At 72.9% G+C, this 24,839-nt stretch carries 23 protein-coding genes; 18 read left to right on the top strand and 5 right to left on the bottom strand.

Features of this window, described 5'->3' with window-relative positions; genetic code table 11:
* Nucleotides 1-7: 7 nt before the first annotated feature.
* Complete coding sequence (locus ACZ7HT_RS19425) at nt 8-736, bottom strand: FadR/GntR family transcriptional regulator (RefSeq protein ID WP_189804500.1); 729 nt, start codon at nt 734-736, stop codon at nt 8-10.
* A gap of 89 nt (nt 737-825) precedes the next feature.
* Between ACZ7HT_RS19425 and ACZ7HT_RS19420 the strand changes: the two genes are divergently transcribed.
* The 4 genes from ACZ7HT_RS19420 (at nt 826) to ACZ7HT_RS19405 (ending at nt 5,662) form a co-directional block, all read left to right on the top strand.
* Nucleotides 826-2,190, top strand: coding sequence for a glutamine synthetase family protein (locus tag ACZ7HT_RS19420; protein WP_471167065.1), 1,365 nt, complete (start codon nt 826-828; stop codon nt 2,188-2,190).
* Nucleotides 2,191-2,215: 25 nt separating this feature from the next.
* The gene (locus ACZ7HT_RS19415) at nt 2,216-3,580 is read left to right on the top strand and encodes an aldehyde dehydrogenase family protein (protein WP_471167062.1); all 1,365 of its coding nucleotides are present in this window, start codon (nt 2,216-2,218) and stop codon (nt 3,578-3,580) included.
* 5 nt (nt 3,581-3,585) lie between these two features.
* Nucleotides 3,586-4,371 (top strand): 3-oxoacyl-ACP reductase, encoded by a 786-nt coding sequence (locus ACZ7HT_RS19410; RefSeq protein WP_471167138.1) that lies wholly within the window; start codon nt 3,586-3,588, stop codon nt 4,369-4,371.
* Nucleotides 4,372-4,843: 472 nt separating this feature from the next.
* Nucleotides 4,844-5,662 (top strand): haloacid dehalogenase-like hydrolase, encoded by an 819-nt coding sequence (locus ACZ7HT_RS19405; RefSeq protein ID WP_471167059.1) that lies wholly within the window; start codon nt 4,844-4,846, stop codon nt 5,660-5,662.
* A gap of 3 nt (nt 5,663-5,665) precedes the next feature.
* On the opposite strand, the gene ACZ7HT_RS19400 is transcribed toward ACZ7HT_RS19405, so the two are convergent.
* The gene (locus tag ACZ7HT_RS19400; RefSeq protein WP_471167056.1) at nt 5,666-6,868 is read right to left on the bottom strand and encodes an amino acid deaminase/aldolase; all 1,203 of its coding nucleotides are present in this window, start codon (nt 6,866-6,868) and stop codon (nt 5,666-5,668) included.
* A gap of 319 nt (nt 6,869-7,187) precedes the next feature.
* Here ACZ7HT_RS19400 and ACZ7HT_RS19395 point away from each other — a divergent pair, with 319 nt between their 5' ends.
* The 3 genes from ACZ7HT_RS19395 to ACZ7HT_RS19385 are packed head-to-tail and all read left to right on the top strand — an operon-like array spanning nt 7,188 to nt 10,166.
* Nucleotides 7,188-8,216, top strand: a complete 1,029-nt coding sequence (locus ACZ7HT_RS19395; RefSeq protein ID WP_471167054.1) for a hypothetical protein — start codon at nt 7,188-7,190, stop codon at nt 8,214-8,216.
* On the top strand, nt 8,216-9,397 hold the full coding sequence (mycP, locus tag ACZ7HT_RS19390) for a type VII secretion-associated serine protease mycosin (RefSeq protein WP_471167136.1): 1,182 nt from the start codon (nt 8,216-8,218) through the stop codon (nt 9,395-9,397). Before ACZ7HT_RS19395 ends, mycP begins: the two co-directional genes overlap by 1 nt.
* Nucleotides 9,398-9,431: 34 nt before the next feature.
* A complete protein-coding gene (locus tag ACZ7HT_RS19385) occupies nt 9,432-10,166 on the top strand; it encodes an SseB family protein (RefSeq protein WP_471167052.1) in 735 nt (244 codons plus the stop codon).
* A gap of 8 nt (nt 10,167-10,174) precedes the next feature.
* Here ACZ7HT_RS19385 and ACZ7HT_RS19380 read toward each other — a convergent pair whose 3' ends face one another.
* Nucleotides 10,175-10,543, bottom strand: a complete 369-nt coding sequence (locus ACZ7HT_RS19380; RefSeq protein WP_041128341.1) for a DUF1844 domain-containing protein — start codon at nt 10,541-10,543, stop codon at nt 10,175-10,177.
* Nucleotides 10,544-10,828: 285 nt separating this feature from the next.
* On the opposite strand from ACZ7HT_RS19380, the gene infC reads away from it, so the two are divergent.
* From infC to ACZ7HT_RS19330, 10 genes are all read left to right on the top strand, one after another.
* A complete protein-coding gene (gene infC, locus ACZ7HT_RS19375; protein ID WP_471167049.1) occupies nt 10,829-11,578 on the top strand; it encodes a translation initiation factor IF-3 in 750 nt (249 codons plus the stop codon).
* Between the two features lie 123 nt (nt 11,579-11,701).
* Complete coding sequence (rpmI, locus tag ACZ7HT_RS19370; RefSeq protein ID WP_015032399.1) at nt 11,702-11,896, top strand: 50S ribosomal protein L35; 195 nt, start codon at nt 11,702-11,704, stop codon at nt 11,894-11,896.
* Between the two features lie 106 nt (nt 11,897-12,002).
* Nucleotides 12,003-12,389: a 50S ribosomal protein L20 gene (gene rplT / locus ACZ7HT_RS19365; RefSeq protein ID WP_056566486.1), complete on the top strand. Its 387-nt coding sequence runs from the start codon at nt 12,003-12,005 to the stop codon at nt 12,387-12,389.
* A 181-nt stretch (nt 12,390-12,570) separates the two neighbouring features.
* A complete protein-coding gene (locus ACZ7HT_RS19360) occupies nt 12,571-13,410 on the top strand; it encodes a TrmH family RNA methyltransferase (RefSeq protein ID WP_116161927.1) in 840 nt (279 codons plus the stop codon).
* A gap of 80 nt (nt 13,411-13,490) precedes the next feature.
* Nucleotides 13,491-14,762: a sensor histidine kinase gene (locus ACZ7HT_RS19355; RefSeq protein ID WP_471167043.1), complete on the top strand. Its 1,272-nt coding sequence runs from the start codon at nt 13,491-13,493 to the stop codon at nt 14,760-14,762.
* 156 nt (nt 14,763-14,918) lie between these two features.
* A complete protein-coding gene (gene pheS, locus ACZ7HT_RS19350; protein ID WP_471167040.1) occupies nt 14,919-16,046 on the top strand; it encodes a phenylalanine--tRNA ligase subunit alpha in 1,128 nt (375 codons plus the stop codon).
* A complete protein-coding gene (gene pheT, locus ACZ7HT_RS19345; RefSeq protein ID WP_471167038.1) occupies nt 16,046-18,577 on the top strand; it encodes a phenylalanine--tRNA ligase subunit beta in 2,532 nt (843 codons plus the stop codon). The genes pheS and pheT overlap by 1 nt, the downstream gene beginning before the upstream one ends.
* Before the next feature lie 275 nt (nt 18,578-18,852).
* A complete protein-coding gene (locus ACZ7HT_RS19340; protein ID WP_471167036.1) occupies nt 18,853-19,920 on the top strand; it encodes a PP2C family protein-serine/threonine phosphatase in 1,068 nt (355 codons plus the stop codon).
* Nucleotides 19,921-20,244: 324 nt separating this feature from the next.
* Entirely contained in the window at nt 20,245-21,585 is a 1,341-nt protein-coding gene (locus ACZ7HT_RS19335) for a transcriptional regulator (RefSeq protein ID WP_471167133.1), read from the top strand.
* Nucleotides 21,586-21,647: 62 nt separating this feature from the next.
* Entirely contained in the window at nt 21,648-22,178 is a 531-nt protein-coding gene (locus ACZ7HT_RS19330; protein WP_471167033.1) for an NUDIX domain-containing protein, read from the top strand.
* 117 nt (nt 22,179-22,295) lie between these two features.
* Here ACZ7HT_RS19330 and ACZ7HT_RS19325 read toward each other — a convergent pair whose 3' ends face one another.
* Nucleotides 22,296-23,156, bottom strand: coding sequence for a 3-hydroxybutyryl-CoA dehydrogenase (locus tag ACZ7HT_RS19325; protein WP_471167030.1), 861 nt, complete (start codon nt 23,154-23,156; stop codon nt 22,296-22,298).
* A 200-nt stretch (nt 23,157-23,356) separates the two neighbouring features.
* On the opposite strand from ACZ7HT_RS19325, the gene ACZ7HT_RS19320 reads away from it, so the two are divergent.
* Nucleotides 23,357-24,583 (top strand): glycoside hydrolase family 10-like protein, encoded by a 1,227-nt coding sequence (locus ACZ7HT_RS19320; protein ID WP_471167027.1) that lies wholly within the window; start codon nt 23,357-23,359, stop codon nt 24,581-24,583.
* Between the two features lies 1 nt (nt 24,584).
* On the opposite strand, the gene ACZ7HT_RS19315 is transcribed toward ACZ7HT_RS19320, so the two are convergent.
* Nucleotides 24,585-24,788, bottom strand: a complete 204-nt coding sequence (locus ACZ7HT_RS19315; protein WP_471167025.1) for a DUF1918 domain-containing protein — start codon at nt 24,786-24,788, stop codon at nt 24,585-24,587.
* Nucleotides 24,789-24,839: the final 51 nt, after the last annotated feature.

Here is a 24,839-nt window from a genome sequence, read left to right as displayed (position 1 = left end):
CCGACCCTCACGTCAGGAAGCCCCGCAGCAGTGCCGCCGTGCCCGCGCAGTGCTCCCGCATCACCTCGCGCGCCGCGTCCGCGTCCCCGTCGAGGACCGCCTCCACCAGGGCCGTGTGCTGGTGCTGGGAGTGCTCCAGGTTGCGTACGAGCAGGGGGATGCAGTCCAGGAGGTCGTTCACCGTCGCGCGCACGGCCGCGTACTGGGCCGTCAGCGTCGGCGAGCCGGAGAGCTCCGCGAGCGTGAGGTGGAGCAGGGTGTCCTGACGGCGGTAATCGGCCAGCGGGGCGTCATGGGTCGCCGCGACGGCCGTCCGCAGCCGCTCGGCGCCCGCCGCGTCGAGGCCGTGGGCCGCGCAGAGCCCGGCGGCCCCCACCTCCAGGACCTCACGGAAGCGCAGGGTGTCCTCCATGTCGACCGTGGCGATCCGGCGGCGCAGCTCGTCCTCGTCGGCCGTCTGCGTCCTCGGCAGCACGAACGTGCCGCCGTACCTGCCCCGCCGGCTCTCCACGAGCCCCTGCTCCTGGAGGACCTTCAGGACCTCGCGCAGGGTCACCCGGCTGATCCCCATCCGGTCGGCGAGCTCCCGCTCGGCGGGCAGCCGCTCCCCGCCCGGCACCAGACCGAGCCGCACCACCTGGAGGATCTGCTCCAGGGCCTCCTCGAAGCCGTTGCCCGCCCGCACCGGCCGCAGCACGGGCGTCAGCCGGTCCGCCGATTCACTCGTACTGGCCACGTTCTCGTTTCCCTTTCTCCAGGACTTCCCAAGCAATGGTCTTCCGCAATACCTTATGGCTCCCGGCAGGCCGAAGGAGGAGCATTCCCGTGGCAGACCGCACACCCCCGCTCACCGTCGAGGAGCTGCGCGCCCTCGTCGCGAGCGGCGAGATCGACACCGTCGTCCTGGCCTTCCCCGACATGCAGGGACGCCTCCAGGGCAAGCGGTTCGCCGCACCGTTCTTCCTGGACGAGGTCCTCGGCCACGGCACCGAGGGCTGCAACTACCTCCTCGCCGTCGACACCGAGATGAACACCGTCGACGGCTACGAGATGTCCTCCTGGGACCGCGGCTACGGCGACTTCGCGATGCACCCCGACCTCACCACCCTCCGCCGCCTGCCCTGGAACGAGGCCACCGCCATGGTGACCGCCGACCTCGCCTGGGCCGACGGCACCCCGGTCGTCGCCGCGCCCCGCCAGATCCTCCGACGCCAGCTGGAGCGCCTCGCGGAGCTCGGCCTCACGGCCCACGTCGGCACCGAGCTCGAGTTCATCGTCTTCAAGGACAGCTACGAGCAGGCCTGGGACGCGAACTACCGCGGCCTCACCCCCGCCAACCAGTACAACATCGACTACTCCGTCCTCGGTACCGGACGCATCGAACCGCTCCTGCGCCGCATCCGCAACGAGATGGCCGGCGCCGGACTCACCGTCGAGTCCGCCAAGGGCGAGTGCAACCCCGGCCAGCACGAGATCGCCTTCAAGTACGACGAGGCCCTCGTCACCTGCGACCAGCACGCCGTCTACAAGACGGGCGCCAAGGAGATCGCCGCCCAGGAGGGCTACTCGCTCACCTTCATGGCGAAGTACAACGAGCGCGAGGGCAACTCCTGCCACATCCACCTCTCCCTCCAGAACGCCGACGGAGAGAACGTGATGGCCGGGGACGACCCGCAGGGGATGTCCGAGACCATGCGGCACTTCCTCGCCGGACAGCTCGCCGCCCTCCGCGACTTCTCCCTCCTCTACGCCCCGAACATCAACTCCTACAAGCGGTTCCAGCCCGGCTCCTTCGCGCCCACCGCCGTCGCCTGGGGCCACGACAACCGCACCTGTGCCCTCCGCGTCGTCGGCCACGGCCGCTCCACCCGCTTCGAGAACCGCCTCCCCGGCGGCGACGTCAACCCCCACCTCGCCGTCGCCGGCCTGATCGCCGCCGGCCTGTACGGCATCGAGCAGCGCCTCGAACTGCCCGCGCCCTGCACCGGGAACGCGTACACCGGCGAGTACGCGCACGTCCCCACCACGCTGCGCGAGGCCGCCGAACTCTGGGAGACCAGCGAGATCGCCAAGGCCGCCTTCGGCGCCGAGGTCGTCGCCCACTACCGCAACATGGCCCGCGTCGAACTCGACGCCTTCGACGCCGCGGTGACCGACTGGGAGCTGCGCCGCTCCTTCGAACGCCACTGAGTCGGCGAGTAAAGAGAGGAAAGCGTTGCTCCAGGTACTGAACCCGGCGACCGAGGAACTCGTCGCCACCGTCCCCGCCGCCACCCCCGCCGAGGTCGACGCCGCCGTCGCCCGCGCCGGCGCCGCCCAGCGCGGCTGGGCCGCCGCCGCGCCCGCCGACCGGGCCCGGCTGCTCCGCCGCTTCGCCGCCGTCGTCGACGACCACATCGAGGAACTGGCCCGTCTGGAGGTCACCGAGGCCGGCCACACCATCGGCAACGCCCGCTGGGAGGCAGGCAACGTCCGCGACCTGCTCGACTTCGCCGCCGGGGGAGTGGAGCGCCTCAACGGCCGCCAGATCCCGGTGGCCGGCGGCCTCGACATCACGATCCTCGAACCGCTCGGCGTCGTCGGTGTCATCGCGCCCTGGAACTTCCCCATGCCGATCGCCGCCTGGGCCACCGCACCCGCCCTCGCCGCCGGCAACGCCGTCCTCCTCAAGCCGGCCGAGACCACCCCGCTCACCGCGCTCCGCCTCGCCGAACTCGCCCTGGAGGCAGGCCTGCCCGAAGGCCTCTTCCAGGTACTCCCCGGCACCGGCCCCGTCGCCGGGAACGCCCTCGTCGAACACCCCGGCATCGCCAAGATCGTCTTCACCGGCTCCACCCGGGTCGGAAAGTCGATCATGGCGAAGTGCGCCGACCAGGTGAAGCGGGTCACCCTCGAACTCGGCGGCAAGAGCCCCAACATCGTCTTCGCCGACGCGGACCTGGAGGCGGCCGCCGCCGCGGCGCCGATGGCCTTCCTCGACAACAGCGGCCAGGACTGCTGCGCCCGCACCCGCATCCTCGTCCAGCGGAGCGTGTACGACCGCTTCCTTGAGCTCCTCACCCCCGCCATCGAGGAGATCGTCGTCGGCGACCCCTCCGACGAGCGCACCCAGATGGGCCCGCTCATCTCCCGCGCCCAGCTCGACCGCGTCCGCTCCTACGTCACCGACGACCTCGAAGGCATCCGGGGGAAGGCCCCGGAAGGCCCCGGCTTCTGGTTCCCGCCGACCGTCCTCACCGGAGTCCCCGAGAACGCCCCCTGCGCCGTCGAGGAGATCTTCGGACCCGTCGCCGTCGTCCTCCCCTTCGAGGACGAGGCCGACGCGATCCGCCTCGCCAACGCCACCGAGTACGGCCTGTCCGGCTCCCTCTGGACCCGCGACGTCGGCCGCGCCCTGCGCACCTCCCGCGCCGTCCGGGCCGGCAACCTCTCCGTCAACTCCCACTCCAGCGTCCGCTACTGGACCCCGTTCGGCGGGTACCAGCAGTCCGGCCTCGGCCGCGAACTCGGCCCCGACGCCCTGACCGCCTTCACCGAGACCAAGAACGTCTTCATCAGCACGGAGGGCCCCGCACTGTGATCACCATCAGCAACGAAGAGAACATCTGCCGCCGGCTCGTCGGCCGCACCGCCGTCATCACCGGAGCCGGCAGCGGCATCGGCCTCGCCACCGCCCGCCGGCTCGCCTCCGAAGGCGCCAACGTCGTCTGCGGCGACATCGACGAGACCGCCGGCAAGGCGGCCGCGGAGGAGGTCGGCGGCACCTTCGTGCAGGTCGACGTCACGGACCCCGAGCAGGTCGAGAACCTCTTCAAGGTCGCCTTCGACACGTACGGCTCCGTCGACATCGCCTTCAACAACGCCGGCATCTCGCCCCCCGACGACGACTCCATCCTGGAGACCGGCCTGGAGGCCTGGAAGCGCGTCCAGGACGTCAACCTCACCTCCGTCTACCTCTGCTGCAAGGCCGCCCTGCCCTACATGCGCCGCCAGGGCAAGGGCTCCATCATCAACACCGCCTCCTTCGTCGCCATCATGGGCGCCGCGACCAGCCAGATCTCGTACACCGCGTCCAAGGGCGGCGTCCTCGCCATGTCACGCGAGCTGGGCGTCCAGTTCGCCCGCGAGGGCATCCGCGTCAACGCCCTGTGCCCCGGGCCGGTCAACACCCCCCTTCTCCAGGAGCTGTTCGCCAAGGACCCCGAGCGGGCCGCGCGCCGCCTCGTCCACATCCCCGTCGGCCGTTTCGCCGAGGCCGAGGAGATCGCCGCCGCCGTCGCCTTCCTCGCGAGCGACGACTCCTCCTTCGTCAACGCCAGCGACTTCCTCGTCGACGGCGGCATCTCCGGGGCGTACGTGACCCCGCTCTAGGCCTCGCCGCCGCCACCCCGGATCCCCCCACCCGACAGCCGGGCGTCGCAAGGCGCCCGGCTGTCGTGCGTTCACCCTGGAGAGTGCGAATCGACAGCAAGGGAGCGAAACGCCACAGCATCACTCCATGGCGCTGATAGGATCAGCGCCATGTCGGGGGTGACAACCAAACCCCCAACAACCCGAGCGGGTCTCGTACTTGCTCCGGCGGTCGGGAGGATCGTCGCCGGACGGACATAAGCGCCGTCAAACCCGCCCCCGTGAGGGAGGAGGGAGTCTCCTGGATTCATCCGGGAGAGAGCTCCAATGGCTCCTGCGCAACGAGAGCATTCGGTCCCCGGAGCATGGCGACTGGTCCAACACCAACCGTCGTGCTCCGGGGGCCGCCGCGTTCCTCCGCGCGGCCTGCCCCACCGGCGTCCGCACCCTCCCCACGGCCACCGGCACGCGCTGCGCCGACGAACTCCTCTCCGTGTACGGGAACGGCACCACGACCGCCGGCGCGACGGCCTTCGCCGGCTACGACCACCGCCGCATGGAGCCCCAGTACGCCTGGCTCGCCCAGCTCCTGCACGGCTGGACCACCCGCCAGGCCGCCTCCTTCGCGGCCGCCGCCCGCGCCGAGAACCTCGCCGCCCCGCAGGGCGCGACCCAGCGGGTCGGCAGCGCGCAGGTCACCGGCTGGGTCCGCTACTACGACCAGCAGCGGGACCTCATCCGCGCCCTCAAGGACGGCGGCTTCGACGTCTGGATCGTCTCCGCCTCACCCGAACCCGTCGTCGACGTCTGGGCGAAGGGCGCCGGCGTCGACCCCTCCCACGCGGTCGGCATCCGCAACACCACCGACCACGGCCGCCTCACCAGCCACCTCAAGGGCTGCGGCACCGTCCGCGACGGCGAGGACGCGATGATCACCTACATCGACGGCAAGCGCTGCTGGATCAACCAGGAGATCCTCGGCGTCCACGGCCCCGCCGCCGAGCGCGTCCAGCCCGCCGCCCGCCGCCAGGTCCTCGCCGCCGGCGACTCCGACACCGACGTCTCCTTCCTGCGGGACGCCACCGGACTGCGCCTGGTCCTCAACCGCAACAAGAACGAACTCATGTGCCGGGCCTACGAGAACGGCGACGGGCGCTGGCTCGTCAACCCCATGTTCATCGAGCCGAAGAAGCGGAAGACGACCCCGTACCCCTGCGCCACGACCGGCTACACGGCGAGCGACGGCACGCCGGCCCCGGTCCGCCGCACGGACGGCACGGTGGTCCCGGACCAGCTCGACTCCGTGTACTAGAGGCTAGAGGAAGGTCATCCCCTCACCCCGGTACGTGGGCACGGTCGCCGTCACGCGATCGCCCTCGACCAGGTGCAGGCTCTCGAACCGCTCGCACAGCTCCCCGGCCTTCGCGTGCCGGAACCAGACCTTGTCGCCGATCCGCAGGTCGTCGGCGGGGGAGCCGAGCAGCGGGGTCTGCACCTCGCCCGGACCCTCCTGGGCGTCGTACCGCAGCCCCTCCGGCAGGTACGGGACGGGCAGCCGGTCCGGGCCCGCGACACCCGACGCCGGGTAGCCGCCGCCGAGCACCGTCACCACGCCCACACCGGGGCGGCGGACCACCGGCTGCGCGAAGAGCGCGGCGGGGCGGCCCGAGAAGGACGTGTAGTCGTCGAAGAGGCGCGGCACGAAAAGGCCCGAACCCGCCGCGATCTCGGTCACCGCGTCCTCGGCGGCCGTGTGCTGCACGCTGCCGGTGCCGCCGCCGTTCACGAACTCCAGGTCCGGCGCCACCGCCCGGACGGCCCGCACCACGGCCGCCCTGCGCTCCGCGAGCTCCTTGCGGGCGGCGGACTGCATCAGCCGGATCGCCCGCGAACGCAGCGGCCGGCCCGCGACCGAGTCCCCGACCCCGGCGACATGCCCCTCGTACGCCATGATCCCGACGAGCCGGAAACCGGGCCGCCGCACCACGGACCGGGCCAGCTCGGCCAGGTCGGCGGGCGTCCGGAGCGGGGAACGCCGGGCCCCGACCCGTATCCGCCCCCCGAACAGGTGCAGCGCCGTGTCCAGCTCCAGACAGACCCGCACCTCCTCCGTCCCGCCCGCGCGGGCGGCGTCGATCAGATCGAGCTGCGCCACGTCGTCCACCATGACGGTCACCGCGGCGGCGAGCTTCGGATCCCGCGCGAGCTCCCCGAACCCGGACCGGTCCGCCGACGGATACGCGAGCAGCACGTCCTCGAATCCGGCACGGGCCAGCCACAACGACTCGTCCAGCGTGAACGACATGATCCCGGCGAACCCGTCCCGCGCCAGCACCCGCTCCAGCAGCGCCCGGCACCGCACGGACTTGCTCGCCACCCGGATCGGCTTGCCCCCGGCCCGGCGCACGAGGTCCGCCGCGTTCGCGTCGAAGGCCTCCAGGTCGACGATCGCCACGGGCGCGTCGAGATGAGCGGTGGCCCGGTCGTAACGAGCCCGGTCGGCGGCACGGGGAGTCATGGCCCGAGCTTGCCAGACGGGTTTACGGGTGGGTAGCCCCTGGGTTCCCGTGCGCGGGGGAACAGCCCGTAGAGTGACGGGCATTGTCGACACGAGCGGGGGAACGGGGATGACCGGCGAGCCCACACCGTCCCGCATCACGGAAGCCCTGCTCCCGACGGACCCCCCGGCAACGGAGACCACGACCCGCCTCCGCAGAATCCCCCCGGCGGCCACGGCCCCCCGCCCCGCAGCCGTCCCCCCGGCCACGCCGCCCCGCCCGACGACGGCCCCCGCCGGCACGACGACCGCTCCCCGACACCCGGCGGCTGCCCCGCCCGTGCCTTCCACGGCCCCCGCCGGACCGATGGGCGCCTCCACCCGTCCGACGCCCGGCCCGGGCCGCCTCGCGGCGACCGGGGTGGGGCCCCGGCCCGGAGTCGCCCCGTCCGGGCCCCAGCCCGTGCCCGCCCCCGCCGGTCCTGCCCGGCCCGCCCCGGCGGCCGGGTCCCTGACCGTCCCCGCGCCCCCCTACCGAGGCCCCGGCGCGCTCCCGCCCGAGGTGTCCGTCGAGATGCCCGTCGAGGTCACCGCGCGGCTGCGGGTCGTGCGGGAGCGGCGGGTCGGGCGGACCGTCGCCGTCGCCGTCTGTGCCGTGCTCGGGTTCGGGCTCATCGGCGGTGCGCTCGCCGGGGTGTGGCTGGCCGCGGCCGAGCCCGGGAAGCCCGTCGAACCCGTCGGGTACGCGGAGGCGAAGGACCTCTGGCACGACGCCCCCGTCGACACCCTCTTCCCCCGCACCCTGACCGGCCCCGGCGCCGGCCCCGGCGGTGCCGACCGCACCTGGACCCGGATCGTCGTCGCCCCCGACGCCGACTGCACCCCCGCCGTCCTCGCCAAGGGCCTCCTCGCCACCGTCGAGCCGCTCGGCTGCGCGCGCGTCCTGCGCGCCACGTACACCGACGCCACCGCCAGCAGCGTGATCACCGTCGGGCTCGTCTTCACCCGGGCCGATGCGTCCGACCAGCGCACCCTGGGCCAGGACCTCACCACCCGCCTCGGCGCCGACGTCCCTCCGGCCCTCGCCGGCCCCGGCACCGTCGCCGCCCGCTTCCGCGCCCCGCAGCGCGCCGCCTGGTGGCTGAACGCCCCCGCCGACCTCCCCGTCGTCGTCACCGCCGTCTCCGGCTTCGCCGACGGCCGGACCGTCGACGGCGGCCCCGTGCCCGCCGACCGGGCCATGACCGCGAACCGTACCGACGCCACCGCCCAGTCCGGCCTCGGCCACGAGGCCAAGGGCATCACCGAACGCCTCGTACGACTGCTGCGCACGGCCGCCACCACGGCCGCCAAGGAGAACGCCCGGTGATCCGACCCACCCACCGCCGCCGGGCCCGCGGCGGCGCGGTCGCCCTGCTCGCCGCCGCGTTCTCCGTGCTGCCCGCCACCACCGCCCCCGCGCACGCCGACACCATCCGGGCCCGCCAGTGGGGCCTCGAAGCCCTGCACACCACGGAGGCCTGGCGCACCACCAAGGGCCGGGGCATCACCGTCGCCGTCCTCGACACCGGCGTCGACGCCGACCACCCGGACCTCGCGGGTTCGGTCCTCGCCGGACGCGACCTCGTCGGCTTCGGCGCCTCGAAGGGCGACCGCGCCTGGGCCCGCCACGGCACCGCCATGGCCGGCATCATCGCCGGGCACGGCCACGGCCCCGGCGCCGAGGACGGCGTCCTCGGCGTCGCCCCCGACGTCCGGATCCTGCCCGTGCGGGTCATCCTGGAGTCCACCGACAAGGCCCGCGACAAGGCCCGCAAGACCCGCGGCACGGCCCTCGCCGAGGGCATCCGCTGGGCCGCCGACCACGGCGCCGACGTCATCAACCTCTCCCTCGGCGACGACTCCAAGTCCGCCCACCCCGACGCCGGCGAGGACGCCGCCGTCCAGTACGCCCTCGCCCGGGGCGTCTCCGTCGTCGCCTCCGCCGGCAACGGAGGCGAGAAGGGCGACCACATCTCCTACCCCGCCGCCTACCCCGGCGTCATCGCCGCCGCCGCCGTCGACCGCTACGGCACCCACGCCGCCTTCTCCACCCGCCGCTGGTACGCCACCGTCAGCGCCCCCGGCGACGACATCGTCATCGCCGACCCCGACCACCGCTACTACGAGGGCTGGGGCACCAGCGCCGCCGCCGCGTTCGTCTCCGGGGCCGTCGCCCTCGTCCGCTCCGCCCACCCCGACCTCACCCCGGCCCAGATCAAGCGGCTGCTCGTCGACACCGCCCGCAACCGGCCGAAGGGCGGCCGCAGCGACGCCAAGGGGTACGGGACGGTCGACCCGGCCGCCGCGATCGCCGCCGGCAGCCGGATCAAGGCCGGCGACCCCAAGTCCGTCGCCTCCGGATACCAGGGCCGCTACTTCGGGCCAGGCCCCCTCCCCGCCGCCGAGGAGAGCCGCCCCTTCGGCCTGCTCGCCCCCGTCGCCGGCGGACTCGGCGCCCTGCTGCTCCTCACCGCGGTGATACTCCGCCGCGCCCACCGGACCTCCTAGCAGGCGGACCGGACCGGGCGGTTAGGCTCGGTGCGTGGCGCTCAAGAACATCCCTGACCCCGGTTTCTCCGAAGACGACGGCACCGCCGACCCGCGGCTCGCCGCGGCCCTCGCGGCCTGGGCGGAGGACAGAACCGCCCACGGCCCGGTCCTGGAGGCGCTCAAGGGCGCCCGGCTGCTCGTCCCCGTGGTCGCCGTCCTCGGCGAGGTCGAGATCGACCCCGAGACCGGCCTCAAGCAGGAGAAGACCAGCGACATGGCCGTCCCCACCCTCACGGCCGGCGACCGGCGGGCCCTTCCGGCGTTCACCTCGACCGCCGCGCTCGCCTTGTGGGACCCGCAGGCCAGGCCCGTCGCCGTCCCGACCCACCAGGCCCTCGCCGCCCTCGTCCACGAGAAGGCCGACACCCTGGTCCTCGACATGGCCGGGCCCGTGCCGTACCAGGTGACCGGCGCCGCCCTGCTCGCCCTCGCCGAGGGCCGCTCCAGCACCGACCCGCTCGACGACCCGGCCGTACGGGAAGCGGTCCGCGCCGCCGTGGCCGCCGAGCCCGCGGTGCTCCGCGCCCACCTGGGGCCCGGCACCGCCGACGGCACCCTCGCCCTGGTCCTCGCCGCGGACGCCTCCCCGGCGGAGGCCGCCCAGCGCGTGGCCCGCGCCCTGGCCGCCGACGAAACACTGAGGGCCCGCCTGGTGCGGGGCCTCGACCTGGCACTCCTGCCGGCCTCGGCCACGCCTCCGGGCGAGCCCTTCTACGTAAAGAACTAAAGAGGCTTCTAGCCGTACACCGGTCCGGTGTACTTCTCGCCCGGTCCCTGGCCCGGCTCGTCCGGGATCAGGGAGGCCTCGCGGAAGGCGAGCTGGAGGGACTTCAGGCCGTCCCGCAGGGGAGCCGCGTGGAAGGAGGAGACCTCCGTCGCGCCGGCGTCCAGGAGGCCCGCGAGCGCGTGGATCAGCTTCCGGGCCTCGTCGAGGTCCTTGTGCTTCTCGCCCTCCTCGGTGAGCCCGAGCTTCACGGCGGCGGCGCTCATCAGGTTGACGGCGACGGTCACGATCACCTCGACCGCCGGGACCTCCGCGATGTCGCGGGTCATGCTCTCGAAGTCGGGGGTGTCCGTGGACTCGTTCTGGGGCGTCTCGCTCATGCCCACACGATAAGCGGACGTACGGTTCGCGCCGACCGCCGGGTCCTGCTAACCTTGTGTAACGACCGGCTGGACACCTGCGTGCCCGGCCCACAAGTGGAGGCTCCGTACTCCCACCTGACCACCCTCACGGGTGGCGGGTCACCGGTCAGGTGGCGCCCATCGTTCCGTACGGACGATGGAGCCGCCCGAAGTGCGCCCCGCGGTTGACCGCGGCGGTGCTCCGGTATTTCCGCGGAGCCCCGCCTGTGTCCCGTCCGGGGCATTTTTCATGTACCGGCTCGGTTGGTCTTCAGAAAAAACAGACGTTGCGCGTCCGTCCGCCAGGCGGTCGCGTGGTGCTACCGAGGAGGATCCATCAGCGCCGAGCCCCGCATCAACGACAGGATTCGCGTTCCCGAGGTGCGACTTGTCGGACCCAGCGGCGAGCAGGTCGGGATTGTTCCGCTTGCCAAGGCCCTGGAGCTCGCACAGGAGTACGACCTCGACCTGGTCGAGGTCGCGGCGAACGCCCGTCCGCCCGTGTGCAAGCTCATGGACTACGGGAAGTTCAAGTACGAGTCGGCCATGAAGGCCCGTGAGGCGCGCAAGAACCAGGCGCACACGGTCATCAAGGAGATGAAGCTCCGGCCGAAGATCGACCCGCACGACTACGACACCAAGAAGGGTCACGTCGTCCGGTTCCTCAAGCAGGGTGACAAGGTCAAGATCACGATCATGTTCCGTGGTCGTGAGCAGTCCCGCCCCGAGCTTGGATTCCGGCTGCTGCAGCGGCTGGCGTCGGACGTCGAGGAGCTTGGCTTCATCGAGTCCAACCCGAAGCAGGACGGCCGGAACATGATCATGGTTCTCGGCCCGCACAAGAAGAAGACCGAGGCCATGGCCGAGGCGCGTGAGGCGCAGGCCGCACGCAAGGCCGAGCGTCAGGGTGTCACCGCTGAGGAGACGTCCGAGGCTCCGGCCGGCGAGGCCGAGCTCGAGGCTCCGGTCGTCGAGGCCGAGGCCGAGGCTCCGGCCGAGACCCCCGAGGCGTGACCCGACGGGCTGCCATCCAGGCAGCCCGGGGCCCCGCCCGGAACCACCACACGAAGAACTGACGCTCCCGCTTGTCCGGTGCCCGCACCGGGGGGAGCGCCACTGACGAGGAGATACGGCGCGATGCCGAAGAACAAGACGCACTCCGGTGCCAAGAAGCGCTTCAAGGTCACCGGCTCCGGCAAGATCCTGCGCGAGCGCGCCGGCAAGCGCCACCTGCTCGAGCACAAGTCGTCCAAGCTGACGCGTCGCCTCACCGGCAACGCCGAGATGGCCCCGGGCGACGCGGCCAAGATCAAGAAGATGCTGGGCATCTGATCTGATCACCCGCCCTCGGTGACGGGGGCTTCCGGCCAAGTCCGGGACCCATTCGTTTTTCGGGTCGTGTGAATCCAACCACGACCCCGCTACAAGGAGTTAACAAGTGGCACGCGTCAAGCGGGCAGTCAACGCCCACAAGAAGCGCCGGGCGATTCTCGAGGCGGCCTCCGGCTACCGCGGTCAGCGTTCGCGCCTGTACCGCAAGGCCAAGGAGCAGGTCACCCACTCGCTGGTCTACAACTACAACGACCGCAAGAAGCGCAAGGGCGACTTCCGTCAGCTGTGGATCCAGCGCATCAACGCCGCTGCCCGCCAGAACGGCATGACGTACAACCGCCTCATCCAGGGTCTGAAGGCCGCCAACATCGAGGTGGACCGCAAGATCCTCGCCGAGCTGGCCGTCAACGACATCAACGCGTTCGCCGCGCTGGTCGAGGTCGCGCAGAAGGCCCTCCCGGCCGACGTCAACGCCCCGAAGGTCGCCGCCTGATCTTCCAGGCCGCAGTACTTCTGCCCGGACCCGCAGGCCTCGCGCCTGCGGGTCCGGGTGCGTCTGCCCCCTGGAAGGTGTTCGGTGGAACCGGGCCCGACAGGCCCGAAGCCGCCGCCCCGCTCACCGAAGCCACGGATCCCGAAGCCACCCGGCCCCGAAGAGAGAACCGCCGCACCTCATGGTCACCCCCGAGCTGATCTCCCCGCGTTCCCCGCGCGTCGTCGCCGCCCGGCGGCTCGCCAAGCGCAACTTCCGGGGCAAGGACCGCCTCTTCATCGCCGAGGGCCCGCAGGCCGTCCGCGAGGCCGTCGAGCACCGCGGCTCCGGTGGCGAGCCCACCCTCGTCGAGCTGTTCACCACCGTCGAAGCCGCCGAGCGCTACACCGCCATCGTCGACGCGGCCCGCGCCGCCGGCGCCCGCGTCCACTTCGCCTCCGACGCCGTCCTCGCCGAGGTCTCCCAGACCGTCACCCCGCAGGGCCTCGTCGGCGTCTGCCGCTTCCTCGACTCGCCGTTCGAGGACATCATCGCCGCCCGGCCCAAGCTGGTCGCCGTCCTCGCGCACGTCCGCGACCCCGGGAACGCCGGCACCGTGCTGCGCTGCGCCGACGCGGCCGGCGCCGACGCCGTCGTCCTCACCGACGCCTCCGTCGACCTCTACAACCCCAAGTCCGTCCGCGCCTCCGTCGGCTCCCTCTTCCACCTCCCGGTGGCCGTCGGCGTCCCCGTCGAGCAGGCCGTCGCCGGACTCAAGAGCGCGGGCGTACGGATCCTCGCCGCCGACGGGGCCGGACAGGACGACCTCGACGACGAGCTCGACGCCGGAACCATGGGCGGGCCCACCGCCTGGATCTTCGGCAACGAGGCCTGGGGACTGCCCGAGGAGACCCGGGCGCTCGCCGACGCCGTCGTCCGCGTCCCCATCCACGGCAAGGCCGAGAGCCTCAACCTCGCCACCGCCGCCGCGGTCTGCCTGTACGCCTCCGCGCGCGCCCAGCGCCCCCGAACCTCCGCCTGAGGGGTCCATTCCGCCCTCCCGGCCCAGTAGAGTGACGCACTCGGGGCCCACTGCACTGCACGGAGGGGTGGGGTACGGGGATGACGGTCGGCACGGACAGTCCCGCACAGGCACGGAGCGCCCCGGCGCACGCCCCGGAACAGCCGGGACCCGGCGCCGCGCCGCCCGCCCCAGAACAGCCGGGACCCGGCGCTCAGCCGCCCGCCCGGGAGGCGCCCGAGCCCGGGATCGCACCGGCCGGACCCACGAGCCCGCCGGGCCCCGCCGGCGCGCCCGGTCCCGCCGAGCCCGTCGGCTTCGCCGGGGTCGACCCCGACGACCTGCCCGACGGTCTCGTCATCGCCGACGAGACCGGTCGCGTCGTCTGCTTCAACGCCGCCGCCGGCCGCATCACCGCCGTCCCCGGCGACCGGGCCCTCGGCCTCCCCCTCGACGAGGCGCTGCCCCTGGAGGACCTCAAGGGACGCCGCTGGTGGGCGCTGACCGATCCGTACGGCGGACTCGCCACCCGCCGCGGCCAGCCCGAGCGCAACCTGCTGCTCCCCGGCGGCCGCGAGGTCCTCGTCTCCGCCCGGTACGTCCGCGAGCACCCCACCGGACCCGTCCAGCGCGTCGTGGTCTCCCTGCGCGGCACCGAGGCGCGCCGCCGCACCGAGCGCAGCCACGCCGAGCTCATCGCCACCGTCGCGCACGAACTGCGCTCCCCGCTCACCTCCGTGAAGGGCTTCACCGCCACCCTCCTCGACAAGTGGGAGCGGTTCAACGACGAGCAGAAGCGGCTCATGCTGGAGACCGTCGACGCCGACGCCGGCCGCATCAAGCGGCTCATCGCCGAACTCCTCGACATCTCCCGGATCGACTCCGGCCGCCTCGAAGTGCGCCGCCAGCCCGTCGACCTCGCCGCCGCCGTCGGCCGGCACATCCAGGTGCACACGACCGCCGGCCAGTCCCCGGACCGTTTCTTCGTACGGATCAGGCCGCAGCTGCCCGCGCTCTGGGCGGACCCCGACAAGATCGACCAGATCCTCGGGAACCTCCTGGAAAATGCGGTGCGCCACGGCGAGGGAACCGTCACCATCGAGGTGGCGCCCACCACGCTGGGCGACGACGGAGAAGAGGGGACGGAGGTCACCGTGAGCGACGAGGGACCCGGCATCCCCGAAGCGTCGATGAGCCGCGTCTTCACCCGCTTCTGGCGGGGCAGCAAGCGCGGCGGCACCGGCCTCGGCCTCTACATCGTCAAGGGCGTCGTCGAGGCCCACGGCGGCACGATCACCGTCGGACGGGGCCCCCGTGGCGGGGCCGAGTTCCGATTTATCCTGCCCGTCGGCACCCCGGCCCACCTCCTCTGACGTCTCGGCAGCCGAGACCGTACGAGATCAGTGGCCGCGCGGCCTGCCCACGGGCTCATTCGCGTCCCCGCGCCCCGTTAGACTCGTCCTTTGGCACGTTTGCGCCCTTGACGTCGAGCGGGGCCGCCCAGCCAGCCAACGGAAGCACGGGAAGAGATGTCGGCACCGAATAAGTCGTACGACCCGGTCGAGGTCGAGGCCTTGAAACCGGAAGAGATCGAGCGCATGCGGGACGAGGCGCTCGCCGCCTTCGCGGCCGCAGGCGACCTCGACGCGCTCGCGCATGCGAAGACCGCGCACACCGGTGGCACCTCGCCGCTGGCGCTCGCCAACCGGGAGATCGGCGCCCTGCCCCCGCAGGCCAAGGCCGCCGCCGGAAAGGTCGTGGGCCAGGCCCGCGGCATCGTCTCCAAGGCGCTCGCCGCCCGGCAGACCGAGCTGGAGGCCGAGCGCGACGCCCGCGTCCTGGTGGAGGAGGCCGTCGACGTCACCCTGCCGTACGACCGCGTCCCGGCCGGCGCCCGGCACCCGCTGACCACGCTCATGGAGCGGGTCGCCGACGTCTTCGTCGCCATGGGGTACGAGATCGCCGAGGGCCCCGAGGTGGAGGCGGAGTGGTTCAACTTCGACGCCCTCAACTTCGTCCCGGACCACCCGGCCCGGCAGATGCAGGACACGTTCTTCGTCCAGGGCCCTGAAGGGACCACGGGCGACGAGTCCGGCGTCGTGCTCCGTACGCACACCTCGCCGGTCCAGGCCCGCACCCTCATCGACCGGGAGCCCCCGGTCTACGTGGTGTGCCCCGGCCGCGTCTACCGCACCGACGAGCTCGACGCCACGCACACCCCGGTCTTCCACCAGATCGAGCTGCTCGCCGTCGACGAGGGCCTGACCATGGCCGACCTCAAGGGCACCCTCGACCACATGGTCCAGGCGCTCTTCGGCCCGGACATGAAGACCCGGCTGCGGCCGAACTTCTTCCCCTTCACCGAGCCGTCCGCAGAGATGGACATGCTCTGCTACGTCTGCCGCGGCGAGTCCGTCGGCAACCCGGACCGTCCCTGCCGCACCTGCGGCAGCGAGGGCTGGATCGAGCTCGGCGGCTGCGGCATGGTCAACCCGAAGGTGCTCGTCGCCACCGGTGTGGACCCCGAGAAGTACAGCGGATTCGCCTTCGGGTTCGGCATCGAGCGAATGCTGATGTTCCGCCACAACGTGGAAGACATGCGAGACATGGTCGAGGGTGACGTCCGGTTCACCCGGCCGTTCGGGATGGAGATCTGATGCGGGTCCCGCTTTCTTGGCTGCGGGAGTACGTCGACCTGCCGGCGACGGTTACCGGCCGCGACGTCCAGGCCAAGCTCATTTCGGCAGGCCTCGAGGTCGAGACCGTCGAGCAGCTCGGCGCCGGCCTGACCGGCCCGCTGGTGGTCGGCAGGGTCCTCACCATCGAGGAGCTGACGGAGTTCAAGAAGCCCATCCGCTTCTGCACCGTCGACGTCGGCCAGGCCAACGGCACCGGCGAGCCCCAGGAGATCATCTGCGGCGCCCGGAACTTCGCCGAGGGCGACAAGGTCGTCGTGGCCCTGCCCGGCGCCGTGCTCCCCGGTGACTTCCAGATCGCCGAGCGCAAGACGTACGGCCGCGTCTCCCGGGGCATGATCTGCTCCGGCGACGAGCTCGGCATGGGCGACGACGGCACGCACGGCATCATCGTGCTGCCGCCGGAGCACGAGGTCGGCACCGACGCCACGGTCCTCCTGGAGCTGTTCGACGAGGTCCTCGACATCGCCGTCACCCCGGACCGCGGCTACTGCCTCTCGATGCGCGGCGTCGCCCGCGAGACCGCCACCGCCTACGGCCTGCCGCTGCGCGACCCGGCGCTCCTCGACGTGCCCGCGCCGAACTCGTACGGCTACCCGGTCCAGATCGCCGACCCGATCGGCTGCGACCGCTTCACCGCCCGTACGGTCGTCGGCCTCGACCCCGAGGCCCGCAGCCCGATCTGGCTGCAGCGCCGCCTGCAGAAGGCCGGCATGCGCCCGATCTCGCTGACCGTCGACATCTCCAACTACGTGATGCTCGAGCTCGGCCAGCCGCTGCACGCCTACGACCGCACGCGGATCGACGGCCCCATCGGGGTCCGCCGCGCCGCCGCCGGCGAGAAGCTCACCACCCTCGACGGCAAGGCGCGGGTCCTCGACACCGGCGACCTGGTCATCACCGACAACCGCGGACCGATCGGCCTCGCGGGCGTCATGGGTGGCGCCCACACGGAGATCGCCGACCCGGTGACCGACCCGGAGACCGGCATCGTCACCGGCACCACCGAGGTCGTCATCGAGTCCGCGCACTTCGACGCGATCTCGATCGCCCGCACGGCCCGCCGCCACAAGCTGGGCTCCGAGGCGTCCAAGCGCTACGAGCGCGGTGTCGACCCGCAGGCCGCCGCCGCTGCCGCGCAGCGCTGCGTCGACCTGCTCGTGCTGCTCGCGGGCGGCACCGCCGAGGCCGGCGTCACCGAGGTCGCCGCCCCCTCCGCGCCGCACACCCTCACCATGCCGGCGAACCACCCCGACAAGGTCGCGGGTGTCGACTACGGCCGCGAGATCGTCGTCCGGCGCCTCCAGGAGGTCGGCTGCGACGTCTACGGCCAGGACGAGCTCGTCGTCACCGTCCCGTCGTGGCGTCCCGACCTCTACGTGCCGAACGACCTGGCCGAAGAGGTCATCCGCCTGGAGGGCTACGAGAACCTGCCCTCCACGCTGCCGAAGCCCCCGGCCGGCCGCGGGCTCACCGACCGCCAGCGCGTCCACCGCCGGGTGGGCCGCGCGCTGGCCGGCGCCGGCTACGTCGAGGCGCCGAACTACCCGTTCATCGGCGAGCAGGTCCTCGACCAGCTCGGTCTCGACGCGGACGACGACCGTCGCCGCCTCGTGAAGCTGGTCAACCCGCTCTCCGACGAGGAGCCCGCGCTCCGTACGACGCTGCTCCCGGGCCTGCTCGGCGCGCTCCGCCGCAACGAGAGCCGCGGCAGCCACGACCTGGCGCTCTTCGAGACCGGTCTGGTCTTCCGGCCGACCGAGGGCCAGCCGGGCGTCGCCGTCCGCCTGGGCGTCGACCGCCGCCCCTCCGACGAGGAGATCGCCCGCGTCAACGCCGTGCTGCCCGCGCAGCCGCGCCGCGCCGCCGTCGTCCTCGCCGGTGCGCGCGAGCAGGCCGGCTGGTGGGGCAAGGGCCGTCCGTCCGACTGGGCGGACGCGGTCGAGGCCGGCCGGACCGTGGCCGCCGAGGCCGGGGTCGAGCTGATCATCAGCGCCGACCAGCACGCACCCTGGCACCCGGGCCGCTGCGCCGCGTTCCACGTCGAGGTGGACGGCGAGAAGGTCCTCGTCGGCCACGCCGGCGAGCTCCACCCGCGCGTGGTGAAGGCGTTCGGCCTCCCGGCCCGCGCCTGCGCGATGGAGATCGACCTGGACCTCCTGGAGAAGGCGAACGAGGGCCCTGTGAAGGCCCCCCGGATCTCCTCCTTCCCGGTCGCCACCCAGGACGTCGCCCTGGTCGTCGCCTCCGGCGTCCCGGCCGCCGACGTCGAGGCCGCCCTCACCGAGGGCGCGGGTGAACTCCTGGAGTCCATCCGGCTGTTCGACGTCTACACCGGCGACCAGCTCGGCGAGGGCAGCAAGTCCCTGGCGTACGCGCTGAAGTTCCGCGCCCCGGACCGCACCCTGACCGTCGACGAGGCCAGCGCGGCCCGTGACGCCGCGGTGGCCCTGGCCGCCGAGCGCACCGGCGCCGTCCTGCGCGGCGCCTGACGCACAGCGGCACCACCAGGAGGGCCGCCCCGGGGACTCCCCGGGGCGGCCCTCCGCCGTTCACGGTCCGCACGCGCGCACGGGATCCGGCCGTCCGTGCGCGTGGCGCGGCCCTGGCGCAGGGCGGCGCGGCGGAGGCGCTCACTCCTTCGGGTGAGATCGCCGAGGGCTGTTCCATGGCGGACCGCGCGGTCGGCAGAATCGACGCGGCCACAGGGGCGGACCTGTGGGCCGCAGGGCCTTCGGGCGCTGTCGGGGCTCGGAAAGGGCCGTGCATGATCCGTACCAGGTCGTTGCTCGCCGATGGCTCCCGGCTTCGCCGGCTGGCCCCGCTCGCTCTTCCCACCACGTGGGGCGCCGTGGCCCTCACATGGACGTACGGCTGTCCCATGGCCCGGCAGCCGGGGCTGCCCCTACGGATCGCCACCAGTGTCGTCTTCGTCAGCGTCGGACTCGGCCTGGTGCTCGGCGTCCGGCGCGGGCTCGCGCGGGAGCTCGCCCGGGTCCGGGCCGTCGCGGCCGCCACCCAGCGGGTCCTGCTGCGCCCCCTGCCCGCCCGTCTCGACGGACTCGCACTGGCCGCCGGGCAGTTGTCCGCCTCCCGGGGCGCGTCCGTCGGCGGCGACCTGTACGAGGCGGTGGCCACCCCCTACGGGGTGCGGATCGTCATCGGGGACGTCCGGGGCCACGGGCTCGCCGCGCTCGGCGCGGTGGTCGCCGTGCTCGGCAGCTTCCGCGAGGCCGCGCACGACGAGCCCGAACTGGCCGGGGTGCTGCGGCGTCTGGAGCGGGCTCTGGAGCGTCATCTGCGGGAGCGGGGGCGGGAGGAGCACCCGGCGAGGGCCGGGGCGGAGCCCGAACACCCGGCGGCGGAGGAGTTCGTCACGCTGCTGCTCGTGGAGGTCCGCTCCGACGGGCGGCTCGCCGTCCTCAACTGCGGCCACCCCGGCCCGTACCGTCTGGGACGGCGGGCGGAGCGGTTCCCGGTCGGGGACCCGCTGCCCCCGCTCGGGGTGCTGCCGCTGCCCGCCGTGCTCGTGCCGTACACGGCGGCCCGGCTGCTGCCCGGCGAGACGCTGGTCCTGCACACCGACGGCGCGGAGGAGGCCCGGGACCACCGGGGCCGGTTCTTCGCGCTCGACGCCGCGCTGGCCGGGGTGCCCGGCGAGGCGCCCGCCGCCCTGGTCCGCCGGGTCCACGCGGCCCTGCTGCGCCACACGGGCGGCCGGCTCGCCGACGACATCGCGCTGCTCGTCGTGCGCAACGACCGTGTCCGGGTGCCGGCGCAGCCCGCCGAACCCGGGCTGCGCCGCCCCCGGCCCGCCCCCTCCTCCCACTGCTGAGCGGAAGGGATCGGGGCCGGCGCCGCCCGCCCCGCCACGGAGTGTCGGGCAGATCAGCGGGGCGGGCGACGCGGACCGGGCGGCCGCACTGTACGAGGGGGAGCCGGCGGCCCGGTCGTCGCCTTGCGGCGAGAAGCACAGTCAACCGGGGCCGGGGCGGGCGTGGCAGAGTACGCGGGCCGGGAGAACGGGTACTTCGTTCACACCCCGTGCGAAATCACCGGTACGGGGGGCTTCCGTTCGGTTCGACCCGTATGAATTCGGCCACCGCTACGCTGAGTTCACCGAGCGAGCGGAGCGGCCATGCGAGCGATCGGAGCGGCCATGCAGCCCAACACCCTGCTCGACGCCCTGCTCGACGAGGCGGGCGTCTCGAACGCCGGCCTGGCCGCCCATGTGAACCGGGCGGGCCGGGCCAGGGGCCTCGCCCTGCGGTACGAACACACCGCCGTGGCCCGCTGGTTGAAGGGCCAGCGGCCGCGCGGCCAGGTGCCGGACCTGATCTGCGAGGTGCTCGCCGTGCGGCTGCGCCGGCAGGTGACCCTGGACGACATCGGCCTCGGGGTGCCGGGAGGCCCGGCGGCGGCCGCCGGGTCGCCGCTGTCCGGCTTCGTCGAGCGGGCGGCGGCGCTCTGGCGCTCCGACGAGCAGCAGCGGCCGCACATCGTGGCCGCCCCGGCGGTGACCGGCACCCCGGCGGTGATGCCGGTGTGGGAGTGGGAGAACCCGCCGGAGGACGTGGACGTCTCCCGTACGGGCCCGACGACCGTCTCGGCGGCCGACATCGCCGTCCTGACCGCGGCCCGGTCACACTACGAACAGATGTACCGACGGGCCGGGGGCATCGCGACCCGGGCGCGGATCGTCGGCTTCCTGAACACGCAGACCGCGCCGCTGCTGAGGGGCGCGTACGGCGACGCGCTGGGGCGGCAGCTGCACCGGGCCACCGGCGGGCTCCTCGCGGTGGCCGGAATCTGTGCCTACGACGCGGACGCGCACGGTCTCGCCCAGCGCTACTTCCACCAGGCGCTGCGGCTCGCGAAGGCGAGCGGGGACCGGGGGCTCGGCGCGTACGTGATCGCGCTCCTCGTCAACCAGTCGCTGTTCACGGGGGAGTACCGGCAGGCCGTGGCGTTCGCGGAGGCGGCGCTGCGGGCGGCGGGGCGGCAGATCACCCCGGCGCTCGCAGCGGATCTGACGGCGATGCAGGCGAAGGCGTACGCGCATCTGGGCGACGGGGCGGCCGCGCTGGCGTGCATCCGGCGGGCCGAGGCGGCGGCGGAGCGGATAAGGCCGGGGGAGGAGCCGGTCGAGACGGGCTACGTCCAGCCGGGGTTCGTCAACGTCCAGGTGGCGGAGGCGCTCCTCGGTCTGGGTGAACTCGACGCGGCCCATGAGCACGCGGCGGCGGCGGTCGGGGTGCCCTCGCACGACCGGGGCCGGGTGCACCGGCTCGCCATGCTGTGCCGCGTCGAGCTGCGGCAGGGGGAGGCCGACGGGGCGGCGCGTACGGCGGTGGAGATGACGGAGCGGGCGCGGGGGATGGAGTCGCGGCGGCTGCGGGACCGGCTGACGCAGGTGCGGGGGGATCTCCTGGCGAGCGGCGCCGGGGAGGCCCGGGAGGCGGCCGCTCTCATCGAAGGGGCGCTGCGCGTTCCACTGTGAGCCGCCAACTGCTGCGATATTGCCACCAAACAAGCACCGACCGATCGGAAGGTGGCAAGAACGTGCAGTGGACGAAACTCAGCGAACGCGCTGTCTATGAGAATCGCTGGTTCCGAGTGAACCTCGCGGACGTCGAACTCCCCGACGGCCGCCACCTCGACCACTATCTGATCCGGCTCCGCCCGGTCGCCGCCGCGACGGCCGTCAACGAGGCCGACGAAGTCCTGATGCTCTGGCGCCACCGCTTCATCACCGACAGCTGGGGCTGGGAACTGGCCGCCGGCATCGTCGAGGACGGCGAGGACATCGAGGCCGCCGCCGCCCGCGAGATGGAGGAGGAGACCGGCTGGCGGCCGGGGCCGCTGCGCCATCTCCTCACCGTCGAACCCTCGAACGGCCTCACCGACGCCCGCCATCACCTCTACTGGGCGGAGGGGGCCACCTACACGGGACCGCCCGAGGACGCCTTCGAGTCCTCGCGGCGGGCGTGGGTCCCGCTGAAGGAGATCCCCGGGATGATCGGCCGGGGCGAGATCCCGGCCGCCAACATGGCCGCGGGACTGCTGATGCTCCACCATCTGCGCCTCGGCTGAGACGCGGGAGCGAATGTGCCGGACGGCCCGTACCTGTGCGGGGGTGCGGGCCGTCCGGCCGGAGCGACGGCGTCAGGGGTCGGACGCCGGACTCCGGGTCTGGATGGGGACCTCGGGTCAGTTGTACGGGTAGAAGCCCGAGCCCGTCTTGCGGCCGAGACGGCCCGCGTCCACCATGCGCTGCAGCAGCGGGGGAGCGGCGTACAGCGGCTCCTTGAACTCCGAGTACATCGAGTCGGCGATCGACGCGATCGTGTCCAGGCCGATCAGGTCGGAGAGCTTCAGCGGGCCCATCGGGTGGGCGCAGCCGAACTCCATGCCGTTGTCGATGTCCTCGCGGCTCGCGATGCCCGACTCGAACATCCGGATCGCCGAGAGCAGGTACGGCACGAGCAGCGCGTTCACCACGAAGCCGGAGCGGTCCTGGGCGCGGATCGCGTGCTTGCCGAGCACCTTCTCCGCGAAGGCCTGCGCCCGGCTGATCGTGCCCTCGGAGGTGGTGAGGGCCGGGATCAGCTCGACGAGCTTCTGCACGGGGGCCGGGTTGAAGAAGTGGATGCCGATGACCTGGTCGGGGCGGGAGGTCGCCACGGCCAGCTTCACCAGCGGGATGGAGGAGGTGTTCGAGGCCAGGATGGCGTCCGGCCGGGTGATCACCTGGTCGAGGACCTGGAAGATCTCGGTCTTGACCTGCTCGTTCTCCACGACCGCCTCGATGACGAGGTCGCGGTCGGCGAACTCGCCCAGGTCGGTGGTGAAGCTGAGACGGGCGAGCGTCGCGTCCCGCTCCTCCTCGCTGATCTTGCCGCGCTCGGCGGCCTTCGACAGCGAGTTGTAGAGCCGTGTGCGGCCGATCTCCAGCGCTTCGCCGGTGGTCTCGGCGACCTTCACGTCGAGCCCGCTCCGGGCACACACCTCTGCGATGCCTGCGCCCATCTGGCCGCAGCCCACCACTCCGACGCGCTCAATGTCGGCCATGGAGTCCGTCACCTCGTGCCTTTCGCTCTTCTCCGTCGACGGGGCGCCCGTGTGATTCCGGATGCGCCCGCCTCTACCCCCACGACGTTACCGCTCATTAACCGATGATCGATCGTCTGAGCCGGGCATGCTGTCCGGGTGCGTGTGACGTATCCGACAGAGGAGGGGTACAAGTGCGGCCTTTCGGCAGAAGAGGGTTCGTGGCCGGCGCCGCCGGAGCGGCGCTCGCCGTGACGGGGACGACAGCGGCCCCGGCGGCCGACGGCGCACCGGTGGTACGGAGAAGGCCCCACCGAAAGAGGGAGTTCCGCGGGACGTGGCTGGCGACGGTCGCCAACCGTGACTGGCCCTCCCGCCCCGGGCTGACCGCCGGGCAGCAGCGCGCCGAACTCCTCCGCCACCTGGACACGGCGGTCGAGCGCCGGCTCAACACGGTGGTCCTCCAGGTCCGGCCGACCGCCGACGCGCTGTGGCCCTCGCCGTACGAGCCGTGGGCGCAGTACCTCACCGGCACCCAGGGCCGGGACCCCGGCTGGGACCCGCTGGGCACGGCCGTCGACGAGGCCCACGCCCGGGGGCTCGAACTGCACGCCTGGTTCAACCCGTACCGCGTGGCGAACCACACGGACCCGAGCAGGCTCGTCGCCTCCCACCCGGCGCGGATCCACCCGGAATGGGTACTGCCCTACGGCGGGAAGCTGTACTACGACCCGGGGCTGCCCGAGGTCCGGAGCTTCGTCCAGGACGCGATGCTGGACGCGCTGCGCCGCTACGAGATCGACGCCGTGCACTGGGACGACTACTTCTATCCGTACCCGGTGGCCGGGCAGGTCTTCGCCGACGACGAGACGTACGCGCGGTACGGCGGGGACTTCCCCGACAAGGCGTCCTGGCGGCGGAACAACACCGACCTGCTCGTCTCGGAGATGTCCTCGCGGATCAAGGAGATCAGGAACCACACGGCCTTCGGCATCAGCCCCTTCGGGGTCTGGCGGAACATCGCCACCGACCCGGAGGGCTCGGACACCCGCGCCGGTGTCCAGACGTACGACGACCTCCACGCCGACACCCGGAAGTGGATCCGGGAGGGCTGGATCGACTACGTGATGCCCCAGCTGTACTGGAACATCGGTCTGCCGGCCGCCGACTACGCCAAGCTGGTGCCCTGGTGGGACGCGGTGGTCCGGGACACCGGTGTCGGGCTCTACCTCGGCGAGGCGCTCTACAAGGCGGGCGATCCCGCCCAGCCCGCCGCCTGGCAGGACCCGCGGGAGCTCTCACGCCATCTGGACCTGGCCGCCCCGTACCCCTCGGTCGGCGGTCACTGCTTCTTCTCCGCGAAGGAGGTCGCCGCGGACCCGATCGGGGCGATGACCACGGTGGTGGCCGACCACTACCCGACCAGGGTCCGTCCGCCGAAGCGGTGACTCAGCCGGCCCCCGCCTCCGGGCGGTGGCGTACGACGGAATCGGGGCCCGGCGACACCAGGGCCTCGTGACCGTCGTCCTCGAACTTCACGCGGTACGGGGGATTGCCGTTCTCCCCCAGTACCTGAAGGACCTTGGCCGTGCGGTCGTGGTGACCCACGGTCCGGCCGTGTACCAGCAGCTTGTCACCCACGCTCGCCTGCATCGAGCTGACCTCCTCGCGACCGGGCCGGTCCTGCCCCGTACTGCGCAGGGC

This window comes from Streptomyces sp. NPDC037410 (genome assembly GCF_055602235.1).
Note: the sequence above shows the minus strand (reverse complement) of the source record. Positions and strands in the feature narration are given on the sequence as shown.

Coding starts and splice junctions, on each gene's coding strand:
- ACZ7HT_RS19400 (WP_471167056.1), bottom strand. CDS start 6,868: ATGACTCCCCGTGCCGCCGACCGGGCTCGTTACGACCGGGCCACCGCT.
- ACZ7HT_RS19380 (WP_041128341.1), bottom strand. CDS start 10,543: ATGAGCGAGACGCCCCAGAACGAGTCCACGGACACCCCCGACTTCGAG.
- rpmI (WP_015032399.1), top strand. CDS start 11,702: ATGCCGAAGAACAAGACGCACTCCGGTGCCAAGAAGCGCTTCAAGGTC.
- ACZ7HT_RS19360 (WP_116161927.1), top strand. CDS start 12,571: ATGGTCACCCCCGAGCTGATCTCCCCGCGTTCCCCGCGCGTCGTCGCC.
- ACZ7HT_RS19355 (WP_471167043.1), top strand. CDS start 13,491: ATGACGGTCGGCACGGACAGTCCCGCACAGGCACGGAGCGCCCCGGCG.
- pheS (WP_471167040.1), top strand. CDS start 14,919: ATGTCGGCACCGAATAAGTCGTACGACCCGGTCGAGGTCGAGGCCTTG.
- pheT (WP_471167038.1), top strand. CDS start 16,046: ATGCGGGTCCCGCTTTCTTGGCTGCGGGAGTACGTCGACCTGCCGGCG.
- ACZ7HT_RS19340 (WP_471167036.1), top strand. CDS start 18,853: ATGATCCGTACCAGGTCGTTGCTCGCCGATGGCTCCCGGCTTCGCCGG.
- ACZ7HT_RS19335 (WP_471167133.1), top strand. CDS start 20,245: ATGCAGCCCAACACCCTGCTCGACGCCCTGCTCGACGAGGCGGGCGTC.
- ACZ7HT_RS19325 (WP_471167030.1), bottom strand. CDS start 23,156: ATGGCCGACATTGAGCGCGTCGGAGTGGTGGGCTGCGGCCAGATGGGC.
- ACZ7HT_RS19315 (WP_471167025.1), bottom strand. CDS start 24,788: ATGCAGGCGAGCGTGGGTGACAAGCTGCTGGTACACGGCCGGACCGTG.